General features: G+C 59.0%; 5 protein-coding genes. 4 read left to right on the top strand and 1 reads right to left on the bottom strand.

The window, feature by feature from the left end; translation table 11 throughout:
- Nucleotides 1–190: 190 nt before the first annotated feature.
- On the top strand, nucleotides 191–694 hold the full coding sequence (locus J2Z75_RS19735; RefSeq protein WP_209854484.1) for a hypothetical protein: 504 nt from the start codon (nucleotides 191–193) through the stop codon (nucleotides 692–694).
- Between the two features lie 129 nt (nucleotides 695–823).
- Here J2Z75_RS19735 and J2Z75_RS19730 read toward each other — a convergent pair whose 3' ends face one another.
- Entirely contained in the window at nucleotides 824–2,158 is a 1,335-nt protein-coding gene (locus tag J2Z75_RS19730; protein ID WP_209854483.1) for a dicarboxylate/amino acid:cation symporter, read from the bottom strand.
- A gap of 239 nt (nucleotides 2,159–2,397) precedes the next feature.
- Between J2Z75_RS19730 and J2Z75_RS19725 the strand changes: the two genes are divergently transcribed.
- From J2Z75_RS19725 to J2Z75_RS29545, 3 genes are all read left to right on the top strand, one after another.
- Nucleotides 2,398–4,257, top strand: coding sequence for a sensor histidine kinase (locus tag J2Z75_RS19725; RefSeq protein WP_407692788.1), 1,860 nt, complete (start codon nucleotides 2,398–2,400; stop codon nucleotides 4,255–4,257).
- Nucleotides 4,258–4,261: 4 nt separating this feature from the next.
- Nucleotides 4,262–5,608: a sigma-54-dependent transcriptional regulator gene (locus J2Z75_RS19720; RefSeq protein WP_209854481.1), complete on the top strand. Its 1,347-nt coding sequence runs from the start codon at nucleotides 4,262–4,264 to the stop codon at nucleotides 5,606–5,608.
- A 468-nt stretch (nucleotides 5,609–6,076) separates the two neighbouring features.
- Nucleotides 6,077–14,617 (top strand): cadherin domain-containing protein, encoded by an 8,541-nt coding sequence (locus tag J2Z75_RS29545; RefSeq protein ID WP_209854480.1) that lies wholly within the window; start codon nucleotides 6,077–6,079, stop codon nucleotides 14,615–14,617.
- Nucleotides 14,618–14,676: the final 59 nt, after the last annotated feature.

Raw genomic sequence — 14,676 nt, 5'->3', positions numbered from 1 at the left:
CAGCCTGCGTCAGGCATCGTGTCCTAGCAATTGGAGCCACCACGATTGTGAATCGATTGTGGCAATAAGATTAACTCAAATATTATTTTTATTTAACATGCATTTGTTTTCCGTGGGAAGTACACTTCATAATGAAGCTAGGTACTGCCGGCGGTAATGGAGCCGCGACTCGACACTATAAGATAGCTTCATGCCAAAAAGACGCTTCATGAGCGTCTTTCCAATTGAGGTAACGCAAATGTTTTCTTTTGCAAAGACCGCAGCGATTTCCGCAATTTTCATCTCGGCTTCCATGGGCGTGGCTCTCGCCGGTTCGCATGGCGGCGGTGATGATCACCACCACCGCGACGGTAGTCGTGATCGTTCGATGCTGGGGGATGACGACATCACCAACGATGACGTTCAGAGCCCTACCTTCATTGTTCCCGCCTATACTCCCGTTCATGTCTCGGGCCCGCGGCTTCAGACAATCCTCGCAGAGCTCCGGGCCGACGACCAGCGCGTGAACGCGGATCGGGCACGGGGTCTCCTGACAGCGAGCGAATCCCAGCAGCTGAAGGCGGAAGACGGGCAGATACGTCGTGAAGCGATGTGGGCGGCCGATCAGAATAACGGCGCCATACCGACGCTCCGATACATCGCCCTGCAGAACCAGGCTCAGCATCTTCAAGCCGAAATTCGCCGAATGGCATAAGGCGTTCTGCCTGCCTCGAGCGTGAAGCGGCGCATCCCAATGCCCGCTTGCCCAAACATGAATGCATAAAACCGGCTCGCCTCTTGGCGAGCCGGTTCTGCGAAAAATGGGCGCTCAGAAAGTCGGCTTTTATTCTGCCGGCTGCAGCCCCGCCGCCGGAACAACACCCGTGTCCTTGCCGCCCAGTGCCGCGGCAAGTTGCGTGGTGTCGAGTTCGTTCTCCCAACGGGCGACAACGATGGTGGCAACGGCATTGCCGACGAGGTTGGTCAAAGCCCGGCATTCCGACATGAAACGATCAATGCCAAGGATGAGCGCCATGCCGGCGACCGGCACGGACGGGACGACCGAAAGCGTGGCCGCCAGCGTGATGAAGCCGGCACCGGTAATGCCTGCGGCACCCTTGGAACTCAGCATGGCGACGAGCAACAGCAGGATCTGGTCGCTCCAGGAGAGATTGATGTCGGTGGCCTGAGCGATGAACAGCGCCGCCAGCGTCATGTAGATGTTGGTGCCATCGAGATTGAAGGAATAGCCGGTCGGAATGACGAGGCCGACGACCGAGCGCTTGCAGCCGGCCTTTTCCATCTTGTTCATCAGGCCCGGAAGGGCGGCTTCCGAGGATGAGGTGCCAAGCACCAATAGCAGCTCTTCCTTGATGTAACGCAGCAATGCCAGGATCGAGAAGCCGTTGTAGCGGGCAACCGCGCCGAGGACGACGAACACGAAGAGCAGCGAGGTCAGGTAGAATGTACCGATCAGCATAGCAAGGTTGGCAATCGAGCCGACGCCATATTTGCCGATGGTAAACGCCATGGCGCCGAACGCACCGATCGGTGCGGCCTTCATGAGGATGGCGACGAGCTTGAAGACCGGTGCCGTCAGCGCGTTGAGGAAATTGATGACGGGCTCACCCTTTTCGCCGACCATGGCGAGCGCGATGCCGAACAGAACCGAGAAGAACAGGACCTGCAGAATATCGCCATCGGCGAACGCGCCGACGATCGTCGTCGGGATAATGTTGGTCAGGAAGCCGACGATACTCTGCTCATGCGCCTTTTCGGTATAGGTCGCGACTGCCGCCGGATCGAGCGAAGCCGGATCGATATGCATGCCGGCACCGGGCTGGACGACATTGGCGACGACGAGACCGATCACGAGGGCCAGCGTTGAAAAAGTCAGGAAGTACAGCATCGCCTTGCCGGCGACGCGGCCGACCTTCTGCAGGTCGCTCATCCCGGCAATGCCGGTGGCGACCGTCAAGAAGATGACCGGCGCGATGATCATCTTGACGAGCTTGATGAAGGCATCGCCAAGCGGCTTCAGCTGCGTGCCGAGTTCCGGATAGAAATGGCCGAGAAGGATACCCGCGGCAATGGCTGCGAGAACCTGGACGTAGAGATGCCGGTAAAAAGGTGTTTTACCTTGGGGCCTTGCGGCCGAATCGAAGGGGGCTGCGATCATGATTTCCTCCTTGTGGCTCGTCCGGAACGAGTTCCGGCCTCCCGAGCCGTTCGCTTCAAGTCCAGCAGTCGAGCTGCTGTTGGGGAAGCGCTTCGCAATCTCCGTGCCAATTTTGGCGTTCGTTTTAACCTGTTGTAAAAACTAAGTAAAAAATTCTTCTCTTTTACAGAGCCATCAATTGATGCGGAAATCCACACAAATTGATTTGATAATTGTGCTGAAATATGCACAGATTCATCATGGTTTTTTCGGTGTCCCGACGGTTGTGGCCGACCCTCCCCTTGCGGGAACGCATCCGGCGGATGCGGCTGGTTCACGCCGGTATGGCGTTGGCATTGATCCTGTTAAGTCTCTGGGCAAGCGGCGAGATCGGCAGGCGTCGTGCTGAGGTCGCACTGGGAACTCAGGCCCGCATCGATGCCGATTTGAATGCGGCATTGCTGCGCACGGTTCTGGAAAAATACCGAGCCCTCCCGTTCGTACTTTCGCAGGACAGCGCGCTCGCGACGGCGCTGACGGCAAAGGACGCGGCTACACTCGACGGGCTTAACCGCAAGCTGGAAACCCTGGCGGCGGGCACGAAGGCCGCGGTTATCTACGTGATTGGGGCGGACGGAATTGCGGTTTCGGCCAGCAACTGGCGCGAGCCGACGAGTTTCGTCGGCAATGACTATCGCTTCAGGGAATATTTTCAGCGAGCGTTTGCGCAAGGACGGGCCGAGCATTTTGCGCTTGGCAGCATCAGCAAGAAACCGGGGCTTTACATTTCACAGCGCATCGACGGCATCAACGGCCCGCTCGGCGTGGTCGTGGTGAAGGTCGAGTTCGACGACGTCGAGGCCGACTGGAACGCCTCGGGCAAACCGACCTATGTGGTTGACGACCGCGGCATTGTCCTCATCACGAGTATCCCGTCCTGGCGCTTCATGACCATCGGCGAAATCGCCCCGGATCGTCTGGCCGCCATCCGGGAAAGCCTTCAGTTCGGCGATGCACCACTGCGGCCCTTGCCGTTCGAGGTGGCCGGCACCACAAAGGAAGGGGCCGATCTCGTCCGGATCGTCATGCCGGGCGGCGCCGGAAAATCGGCGTTTCTTGATGTGCGGGTTCAAATTCCGATGACGGGATGGCAATTGCAGCACCTGGTGGCATCGGAGCCTTCGGTCGATGCGGGCGTGCGCGAAGCCCGCATGCTGGCACTGCTCGTTCTTTTGCCGCTGCTGGCCTGTGCCGCCTTCCTGCTGCGCCGCCGGCACCTAATCGCGTTGCGGATATTCAACGAACAGCGGGCACGGGAGGACCTGGAGCGGCGCGTGGCCGAACGGACGCTGGATCTCAGTCAGGCGCGCGACCGCTTGCAGACGGAAATCACCGATCACAGAAACACCGAGCAAAAATTGCAGGCCGTGCAGCAGGATCTGGTGCAGGCCAACAGGCTGGCGATCCTCGGCCAGGTCGCAGCCGGCGTCGCCCATGAGATCAATCAACCGGTCGCGACCATTCGCGCCTATGCCGACAATGCGCGCGTCTTCCTCGATCGCGGCCAGACAGCGCCGGCCGGCGAAAATCTGGAAAGCATTGCCGCGCTGACCGAACGGATCGGCACGATCACCGACGAGTTGAAGGCATTCGCCCGCAAGGGTCGCGGCACTGCCGAGCCAACCGAGATGAAGGATGTCATCGAAGGCGCGGTCATGTTGCTGCGCAGCCGTTTTTCCGGGCGCATGGATGTGCTGGATATCCTTCTGCCGCCTGAAGGTCTTCAGGTCATGGGCAACCGCATCCGGTTGGAGCAGGTGCTGATCAACCTCCTTCAGAATGCGCTGGAGGCCGTGGCACCGAAAGGCGAGAGGGGCCACGTCGAGGTTCGGATCGAAGACGACGCAAAAGAGGTGTTGTTGGCAGTCTCGGACAACGGGCCGGGCATTTCGCCGGAGATCCGCGAAGGATTGTTCACGCCCTTCAACACCTCGAAGGAAGGCGGCTTGGGGCTGGGGCTGGTTATCTCCAAGGACATCGTCGCCGATTATGGCGGCCGCATGGACGTATCGAGCGACGACCGCGGAACCCGTTTCATCGTCTATTTGAAGAAGGCTTGAGATCATGAACCCGTTGACGCCAGTTGTTCTGATCGACGACGACAAGGACCTTCGCCGCGCCACGGCCCAGACGCTTGAACTGGCCGGATTTTCCGTTTCGGCATTCGGCGGCGCTAAGGCGGCACTTGCCGCGCTGTCGCCGGACTTTGCGGGCGCTGTCGTGACCGATATCCGCATGCCCGAGATAGACGGCCTGCAATTGTTCGGCGCGCTGAAGGACATGGATGCCGACCTGCCGGTCATTCTTATTACCGGTCACGGCGATATCCCAATGGCCGTTCAGGCGATCCAGGACGGTGCCTATGATTTCATCGCCAAACCCTTCGCGGCCGACCGGTTGGTGCAGAGCGTGCGCCGGGCGAGCGAGAAGCGAACGCTGGTGATGGAAAACCGGGCGCTGCGCCGCGCTGCCGAAGAGGCGCAGGACAGCCTGCCGTTGATTGGCCAGACGCCGGTGATGGAAAATCTGAGAAACATCCTCCGGCATATCGCCGATACCGATGTCGATGTACTCGTCGCCGGCGAAACTGGTAGCGGCAAGGAGGTCGTCGCCCAGCTTCTGCATCAGTGGAGCCGCAGGCGAAAGGGCAATTTCGTGGCGCTCAACTGCGGCGCCCTGCCGGAAACGGTGATCGAAAGCGAGCTGTTCGGCCACGAGGCCGGCGCGTTCACCGGCGCCCAGAAGCGTCGGACCGGCCGGATCGAACATGCGAGCGGCGGCACGCTGTTCCTCGACGAGATCGAAAGCATGCCGCTCGGCACGCAGGTGAAGATGTTGCGCGTTCTCGAAATGCGCGAAATCATGCCGCTCGGGACCAATGACGTGCGCCCAGTCGATCTCAGGGTCGTCGCTGCTGCCAAGATCGATCTCGGCGATCCGGCCGTGCGTGGCGATTTTCGCGAGGATCTTTACTACCGGCTGAATGTCGTCACCATCTCCATTCCGCCGTTGAGGGAACGGCGCGACGATATCCCGCTGTTGTTCTCCCATTTTGCCGGCCGTGCCGCGGCCCGTTTTCGCCGGGAGGTCCCGCCGCTTTCGCAGAGCGTGCGCCGTCACCTCTCCTCTCATGCCTGGCCCGGCAATGTGCGCGAGCTCTCGCATTTCGCGGAAAGGGTGGTACTTGGCTTGGAAAAGGGTGAGGGAAGCACGGCCTCCCCGCAGCCGGGCGGCGCAACCTTGCCTGAAAAACTGGAGCTCTATGAAGCCGAAATCATTCGAGACGCTCTGTCTGCCAATGACGGCGATGTGCGCCGGACGATTGACGTGCTCGGCATAGCCAGAAAAACATTCTATGACAAACTGCAGCGCCATGGGATCAATCGGGCAGACTTTGTCGCGCGCAAGTGATGAAGCGGATTGCCGTCGTCGCGACGAGGAAGGGTGCGGGAGGCCCGGCCATCATGGACGCACGGCCCGAAACGGTTTCCATCATCCGCACATGCCTGGCGTGCTGTGGGATATGTAAGTTTTTATATACTTTCCGCAACGCTACAGAAAAATCCCTGGGATTCCTCAATATGTAGAACTGTTGAAACCTGCACGTAAAATGCGCGCGACGCCCCTGTTCTTTGATTCATTAATATTACAATTGTATCGCATAATCGAGCAATTTGACGTCGAAAATGATCAATGTCTGCCTAAATTCTTGCTTTCAGCCGACGATTTTATCCAGATTTTTCTTTTTTTTTGATGAGTTTGTATCTTTTCAATTCACTTGTCGCTAATTTAAGAATATATAATTGGTAAACAAATACTTTTTAAATATTTTTACTGCACTGCAAAATAAGAACGATTTTGGCTTTGGGGGGATCGGACGTGTCTGAGACAACGCAGCTGTCGTTTTCTATCGAAGACGTGCCAATGTGGGGGCCGAACAGCCAGAGCATCGACCAAACCTATAATCTGGTCAATTTAAACTTCAGCGATCAGCAGGTCTTCAGCCTGGGGGGGCAGGTTCTCGGTCTTGACGTCGGTCTGGATGTTGGTTTCAGCTATGCGGCGTTGTTCAATCTGGCTGCCCATCTCAAATGGGATTTCGGCAGCATGGAAGTCGGTTATGCGATTGACGCGGCCATTCTCGATACGCCTGAATTCTCGCTCAACGACATCGTCCATTTCGATACGAGTGGGTTTACTCAGGTAAGCGGTCAGTTACTGACATCAGGCCTCGACCCGGCGAACTTCCATTTCGACGTTACCATGACCTATGGCGCCTTCGCGCAATTCGACACCACGACCGGGGCAAATATCGGCGCGTTCGGCGCCAACCTTGCTAATCCTATTTCGGTCTTCAATCTGCCGACCGTCACCAATACGCTTTTTGAGGCCAATCTGAGTGATGTCGTCAATGGCTCCATCCCGTTCAATTTTCCGGGAGCGTTGATTTCCGGTTTGCTTCAAGTCCCGCTCGATCCGCTCGACACGTCGGATACCAGCGGCACCTTGCAAGGCGCCCTCGCCGACCTGCTGAGCGATGGATCCACGATCGACTTCCTGCAGGCCTCTCTCGATATCGACGGTCTGATCGCCGCCTTCTTCGGATCGCCCTCGCCGCTCGGCCTTTCACTACCGGTCTTCACCGATCCGGGTGGAGGACAACTCCGGTTCGATTTCGACCTGATCGACACGACGGCATCGCTGAATTTCAGGGTCGACCAGCAGTTCGAGTTCACCCCGGACCCAATTGCCGTCACAATGAGCGTCGCGGAAACCGGCCAGGTACTCACCGGTGTTCTTGGCGACGATTTTGTCTTTCAGACGCCAGATGCGGGCTACGGCGAGCACAATGTGCATGCCAGCTTCAATCTGACCGGCGAGTTGCGCAATCTCACCAGCCTGGTCATCAACGGCGAGCTGACGCTCGATATCTTCAAGGCCTATATCTCCAACACCATCCTGGCACCGGGTCTGGGTTTCGAATTCGGCTGGGGACCGCTGATCTCGATTTCCAAGGATTGGGACCTCGCCAAGATCGCACTCTTTGACGAGACATTCGACGTCGATCTCGGCACCGTCGAGATCGACTACGTCATCCCGTGGGAGCGGTTCTATGTCGGTACGACAGGAAACGATTACCTGACGCTGACGCCGCATCAGGTCACCTATGACGGCCTTGCCGGCAACGACACCATCACCGGCAATGCTCTTGCCAACACGATCAACGGAGGAGCCGACAACGACCTCATTGTCGGAGGCGATGGTGCTGACATTCTCGACGGTGGTGACGGCGTCGACAGCCTCTCTCTGGCTTTCGATCCCCAGCGCTCGATCGTCAACCTGAGCAGCACCCAACGAACCATCGATGGTTTCACCGTCGATGCAGGAACGGTCCTCGACGCCTATGGTTTCATCGATCAGGTCAGCAATTTCGAAGAGGTCTACGGCAGCGGTTTCGACGACATCATCATTGCCGGTGACGGCGGCTCGGCGCTCAGCGGCGGTGATGGCGACGACCAGCTGTTCGGCAGCGACGCCGTCGATACGCTGCTCGGCGGCAAGGGAATCGACACGCTGCATGGCGGCGCCGGAAACGATATCGTCCAGGGCGGCGAAGGCGACGATTTTCTCTATGGCGATGCCGCCAACGACATCCTGATGGGGCAGTGGGAAGACGACCATATCGATGGCGGCGCGGGCTTCGACCTTGCCGATTACCAGATCGACTATGCCAACGTCGTCGTCAATCTCAGCGACAGCGACAAGACCGCCGACGGGGTGACCGTCGCGTCGATGCATGCCAATCATGGCGATAACGACACCGACACATTCGTGGACATCGAAGGCGCGATCGGCTCCGACCACGATGACCATTTCTTCGGGGGCGATGGCGAAAACGCTTTTTATGGTCGTGATGGCGAGGATACGTTCTTTGCCAGCGGCGGGGCGGACACGCTCGTCGGCGAAGGTGGCGATGATACCTATTACATCGACTCGCTGCAGACGATCGTCTTTGAAAACCTGCGCGCGACCGGCGGCGGATACGACACGATCTACGCGTCCATCGACTATTCGCTCGATGACGCGGCCGGCAAGCGCGCTGATATCGAGGAGCTACGGCTCACCGGCTCGGCCCGCGGTGCTACCGGCAATGCGCTGGGCAACGCGATCTACGGTACCGTTGGCGACGACTATATCGACGGGCGTGGCGGCAGCGACACGCTCTACGGCGCCGGCGGCAACGATACGTATGTCTTCGACACCGGCAACGATCGTGTCGTCGAAGACTTAGACGGCGGCCACGACACCATCCTGCTGGCGACGGGCGAATTTTCCAATATCAATACCATTCCGACCTTCAGCCTGAATGACAGCTGGGCCGTCAATGTCGAGGACCTGTTTCTCACCGACAATCTGAAGAACGTGCACCTGGTGGGCAACGCGCTCGGCAATGTCATATCCGGCAACCAGAATGCCCAGACGATCGATGGTTTGGGCGGCAACGACACGCTGATCGCCATTGGCGGCGGCGATACGCTGCGCGGGGGCGACGGCGATGATACCGGCGTCTTCGATCTGTCCGGTCAGAACGCCTATAATAGCGTTTTCGAAGGCGGCGGCGACGTCGATACGCTGGTGATGGACTGGAGCCTTGCCACCGTCGACATCGTCTATGGCGGAACCAATTATCGTACCACCGTCAATGCCGTGAACAGCGGCGACTATTCCGGCTATGCTTATATGTCATTCTCGGATGTGGAGCGCTTCCGTCTGAGCGGCGGCTCGGGCAACGACAATCTGGTCGGCGATATCCTTGAAGACGTGCTGATCGGTGGTGCCGGTATCGACCGCTTGGAAGGCAAGTCCGGCAAGGGCACGTATCACGGCGACAGCGGTACCGATATCGTCATCGCTAGCGTTGCCAGCGTTTCGGGCAAGAATTTCACACTGGCCTTGCAGGATACGCTTGCAGCCGAGATCGCCGTCAATTCGACCACCGATATCGAGACGAAATGGCAGGGTGTCGAAGTCGTCCAGCTCGCAACCGGCAGTGGCGACGACATGCTGGATACGCGACTTTTCACCAAGACTGCTGTCAATATCCACGGATATACCGGCAACCGGTTTGACGCAGGAGCTGGCAACGACATTTTCAAGATCAACTATAACGCGCAAGGCTACGATCACGTTTTCGCCGCCGGTGACGGTATCGATACCCTGCTGATGGACTGGAGCGACGCAACCATCTCCATCGTCTATGGGGGAACGAATTACCGCACCACCGTCAATGCCGTCGTCAGTGGCGACTACGGCGGCTATATGTATGTCAGCTTCTCCGATGTCGAACGCTTCCAGCTGACCGGCGGCAGTGGCGACGATAATCTGGTCGGTGGCGCCATCGACGACATCCTTGTCGGCGGCGCAGGCATCGACAGGCTGGAAGGCAAGACGGGCAAGGGTGCCTACGACGGCGGCCTCGGCACGGATGTCGTCATCGCAACCGTTGCAAGTGATGCCGGCAAGAATTTCACGCTGGCGCTGCAGACTACCCAGAGCGCAGAGGTTACAGTCAACGCTGGTACGGACGTTGAAACCAAATGGCATGGCGTTGAAGTCGTGCAACTTGCGACGGCCGGTGGCGACGATCTCTTGGATGCCCGCCTCACCGACAAGACCGCAGTCAATATTCACAGCTACGCCGGCAATCGCTTCGAATCCGGTGCTGGCGACGACACCTTCAAGATCAACTACAATTCCCAGGGCTATGAGCACACGTTCATTGCCGGCGATGGAACCGATACGCTGGTGATGGACTGGAGTGACGCAAGCGTCGACATCGTCTATGGCCAGACCAACTATCGCACCACGGTCAACGCCGCCATCAGCGGCGATTACAGCGGCTACATGTATGTCGCCTTTTCCGGCGTCGAGCGGTTCCAGCTGACTGGCGGCATCGGCAACGACAATCTGGTGGGCGGCGCACTCGATGACGTTCTCATCGGTGGCAATGGTATCGATCGCCTGGAAGGCAAGGCCGGCAAAGGCACCTATAACGGTGGCACCGGCACCGACATCGTCATTGCTTCGGGACTTTCGGAGGCCGGGAAAAACTTCGTGCTCGCGCTCCAGGCGACACAAGGCGGCCCGGTCGTGGCGAATGGTGGCACGGCTATCGAAACGACATGGCAAGGCATCGAAGTCGTTCAGCTTGCAACAGGCGGCGGCGGCGACACTCTGGATGCGCGACTGACCATCAAAACGGCCGTCAACATCCACGGCTACACCGGAAATCGCTTTGACTCAGGGTCCGGCAACGACACGTTCAAGATCAATTTCAATGCGCAGGGTTACGACCATGTCTTTGCCGCAGGGGACGGCACCGACACGATGGTCATGGATTGGAGCGGCGCCACCAACGGCATCGTCTATGGAGAAACGAACTACCGGACCACCGTCGATGCCGTGACCAGTGGCGACTACAGCGGCTATATGTATGTCAGCTTCACCTCCGTCGAACGGTTCCAGCTGACCGGCGGCGCCGGCGGAGACAATCTGGTCGGTGGCCTGCTCGACGACATCCTGATCGGCAACGGTGGGTCTGACAGGCTGGAAGGCAAGGCCGGCAAGGGTACCTATGACGGCGGCACCGGCATCGATATCGCCATCGCCACGGTTGCAAGCACTGCAGACACCGGCTTTTCCCTTGCCCTCCAGGCGGCCTTGGCGACGACCGTCACCGTCAATGGCGGGACCGGCATCGAGACCAAATGGCGCGGCATCGAAGTCGTGCAACTCGGCACCGGCGCCGGGGGCGACATTCTCGACGCGCAGCTGACGGCCAAGACCCGTGTGGATATTCACGGCACGGGCAACCGGTTTGACGCCGGCGCCGGCAACGACACGTTCAAGATCAACTTCAATGCCCAGGGCTACAGCCATGTTTTCACTGCGGGCGATGGCATAGACACGCTGGTCATGGACTGGGCAGGCGCCAACAACGATATCGTCTTTGGCGACGGTTCGTATCGCACCACGGTGAATGCGGCTGTCTCCGGCGACTACGACGGCTACATGTACGTCAATTTTTCCGACGTCGAACGTTTCCAGCTCACGGGCGGTGCGGGCAACGACAATCTGGTCGGCGGTGCATTGGATGACATCCTTGTGGGCGGCGGCGGTTACGATCGCCTCGACGGCAAGGCCGGAAAGGGTACTTACAACGGCGGCAGCGGCACCGATGTCGCAATTGCCACGATTGCCAGCGATATCGGCAAGAATGTCTCGCTCTCGCTTCAAAACACGCAGAGCGCCGCGGTCACCCTGAACTCGGGCACGGACATCCAGACGATCTGGCAGGGACTGGAAAACGTTCAACTCGGCACGGGCGCCGGCGACGATACGCTGGACGCGACGCTGAACGTCAAGACCGCTGTCAACATCTGGGGCTATACCGGCAATAGCTTCGACGGCGGTGCGGGCAACGATACCTTCAAGATCAACTTCAACGCCCAGGGATACAGCCATTCCTTCGCGGGCGGAGATGGCATCGACACGATTGTCCTGGACTGGAGCGGTGCCAACAATGCCATCGTCTTTGGCGACGGCAACTACCGCACCACGGTGAATGCGGCTGTCTCCGGCGACTACGACGGCTACATGTATGTCTACTATTCGAATGTCGAACGGTTCCAGCTCATGGGTGGCGCTGGTGACGACAATCTGGTCGCAGGAGCACTGGACGATATTCTATCGGGTGGCGCAGGCGTGGACCGTCTGGAAGGCGGGGCCGGCAAGGGCAGCTACAATGGCGGCAACGGCACGGACGTCGTGATCGCATCCATTGCCTCGACCGCTGTGGCGGACTTTGCGCTTGCGCTGCAGGCAACCCAGCCGGCAACCATTGTCGTCAATAGCGGCACGACTGTTGAAACCAGCTGGCGCGGCGTCGAAACCGTCCAGCTGACAACTGCCGGCGGCGATGACGTTCTCGATGCGCGATTGACCGTTAAGACCGCCGTCGGTATCTGGGGTTACTATGGCAACACCTTCGATGCCGGCGCAGGTAACGATACCTTCAAGATCAATTTCAACAGCCAGGGTTACAGCCATGCCTTTGCCGCCGGCGATGGCGTCGATACGCTGGTCATGGATTGGAGCGGCGCCAACAACAGTATCGTCTATGGTGGCAACCACTATCGCACCACCGTCAATGCCACAGCGAGCGGCGACTACGACGGCTACATGTATATGTACTACAGCGGCGTCGAACGTTTCGAACTGACCGGTGGCAGCGGCAACGACGATCTGAGAGGCGGCGATCAGGCAGACACCCTGTCGGGAGGGGCCGGAGACGACGGCCTGACAGGCGGCCAAGGCGCTGATCTCTTCGTCTACAGCGGCGGCAATGACACGATCGCCGATTTCGACATTACCCAGGACAAGGTGAAGAGTGCGCTCTTCAGCACGATCACGTCCTTCACACAGCTTCTTTCCAAGATAGACCAGACAAACCACGTCAACACGGTCATCAACTTTGCCGCAGGCACCAGTTTGACGTTGATGAACCTCGATTGGGAAAACCTGAAAGCCAGCGTCATCGCCCATAGTGCCCCGACGATCACCTCGAATGGAGGGGCCGCCCTGTCGCGCTCGGTCGCCGAAAACACCACGGCGGTTTCGACGATCGCCGCGGTCGATCCGGATGGCGGCGCCATCGCCTTCTCGTTGACGGGTACTGACGCTTCGAAATTCCAGATCAGCGCAACGGGCGTACTCAGCTTCAAAACCGCTCCCAACTTCGAGGTGAAGGCAGATAGTGGCGCCAATAACGTCTATGACGTGATCGTCAAGGTCACCGACAATTTCGGACTGACGGACACCCAGGCCCTCGCCGTCACCGTCACCAATGTCGAGGAAGGCCCCGCGATCACGTCGAATGGCGGTGGCTCGGCAGCGGTCGTATCGGTTGCCGAAAATACGACGGCCATCACCACAGTCGTTGCCAGCGATCCGGAAGGTGACACCCGGACCTATTCGATCTCTGGCGGTGCCGATGCGGCCCGCTTCACGATCAACGCCACAACAGGCGCCCTCGTCTTCAAAGCCGCTGCCGATTTCGAGACCAAGGCGGATGTTGGCGCCAACAACGTCTATGACGTCATCGTCAAGGCTGCATCGACCGGTGGAACGGACACGCAGGCACTTGCCGTTACGGTGACCAATGTCAACGAGGCGCCACGCATCACGTCTAATGGCGGCGGCAGTGCTGCGGCAATCTCGATCGCCGAAAACAAGACGGCAGTCACCACCGTTACCGCCACCGATCCAGATACAGGCGCGACGCGGAGCTATTCGATCTCCGGTGGCGTTGATGCCGCACGGTTCACCATCAATGCGGCAACAGGCGCTCTTGCCTTCAAGGCAGCGGCCGATTTCGAGACGAAGTTGGATAGTGGCGGCAACAACATCTATGACCTCGTCGTCAAGGTCACCGACAATTTCGGGCTGACCGACACCCAGGCGCTTGCCGTCACCATGACCGATGTCAACGAAGCGCCGCGCATCACGTCGAACGGCGGCGGCAGTACGGCGGCGATCTCGATCAAAGAAAACACTACCGCGGTCACGACGGTCGTCTCTGCGGATCCGGATACAGGCGCGTCCCGCACCTATGCGCTTTCCGGCGGCGCCGATGCGGCACGCTTCACGATCAACGCCACGACAGGCGCTCTCGTCTTCAAAGTGGCGCCCGATTTCGAGGCCAAGGCCGATGCAGGCGGCAACAACGTCTATGATGTGATCGTCAGGGTGACCGACAATGGCGGCCTGACCGATACCCAGTCCCTTGCCATCGGTGTTGGTGATGTCAACGAAGCCCCAAACACCATCGCCCTGTCAAAGGCGAGCGTTGCGGAGAACTCGGCTGTCGGAACAAAGATCGGAACGGTCTCGGCCGTCGATCCCGAGGGCAAAGCCCTGACGTTTACGCTGACGGACAACGCCGGCGGCCTGTTCAAGCTGACGGGATCAACGCTGCAGGTGGCGAAGGCCATCGACTACGAGAAGGTGAAAAGCGATACCATCACAGTCGAGGTCAAGGATGCCGACGGGCTTGCTGCAACAAAGACGTTCACGATAACCGTCACCAACGTTGCCGAATCGGCCAAGGCAGCCGTATCCCCCCATGACGGAACCGGAACGGATATTTTCCTGTTTCACGACACAGCCGAAACAACGCGTTCACTGGACATACATGACAAAATGTTCAATTTCTCGACGGTTGAAAGCGGCAGGATCGATCTTTCCGGACTGGCAGGAAATGCGGCGGTACCCAGCGGCCCGGAACCTGACGATCTGGGAACCGTCGCGTTCAAACACGGCGAAGCGGCCGCGCTTCTGACGGATTACTTCCTGCTTTGATGGCAGCCCGGAGAACATTCCGCGGAAGTGGCAGGCGCCTGCAGTCGCGGGCTCGTGCA

The sequence above is a fragment of the Rhizobium herbae genome, assembly GCF_017873135.1.
Taxonomy (GTDB): Bacteria; Pseudomonadota; Alphaproteobacteria; order Rhizobiales; family Rhizobiaceae; genus Pararhizobium; species Pararhizobium herbae.
The sequence above is the reverse complement of the archived record's forward strand: the minus strand, read 5'-3'. Positions and strand labels throughout refer to the sequence as shown.

Excerpts from the sequence above, each read along its gene's own strand:
- J2Z75_RS19730 (WP_209854483.1), bottom strand. The coding sequence starts at position 2,158 with ATGATCGCAGCCCCCTTCGATTCGGCCGCAAGGCCCCAAGGTAAAACA.
- J2Z75_RS19720 (WP_209854481.1), top strand. The coding sequence starts at position 4,262 with ATGAACCCGTTGACGCCAGTTGTTCTGATCGACGACGACAAGGACCTT.
- J2Z75_RS19725 (WP_407692788.1), top strand. The coding sequence starts at position 2,398 with ATGGTTTTTTCGGTGTCCCGACGGTTGTGGCCGACCCTCCCCTTGCGG.
- J2Z75_RS19735 (WP_209854484.1), top strand. The coding sequence starts at position 191 with ATGCCAAAAAGACGCTTCATGAGCGTCTTTCCAATTGAGGTAACGCAA.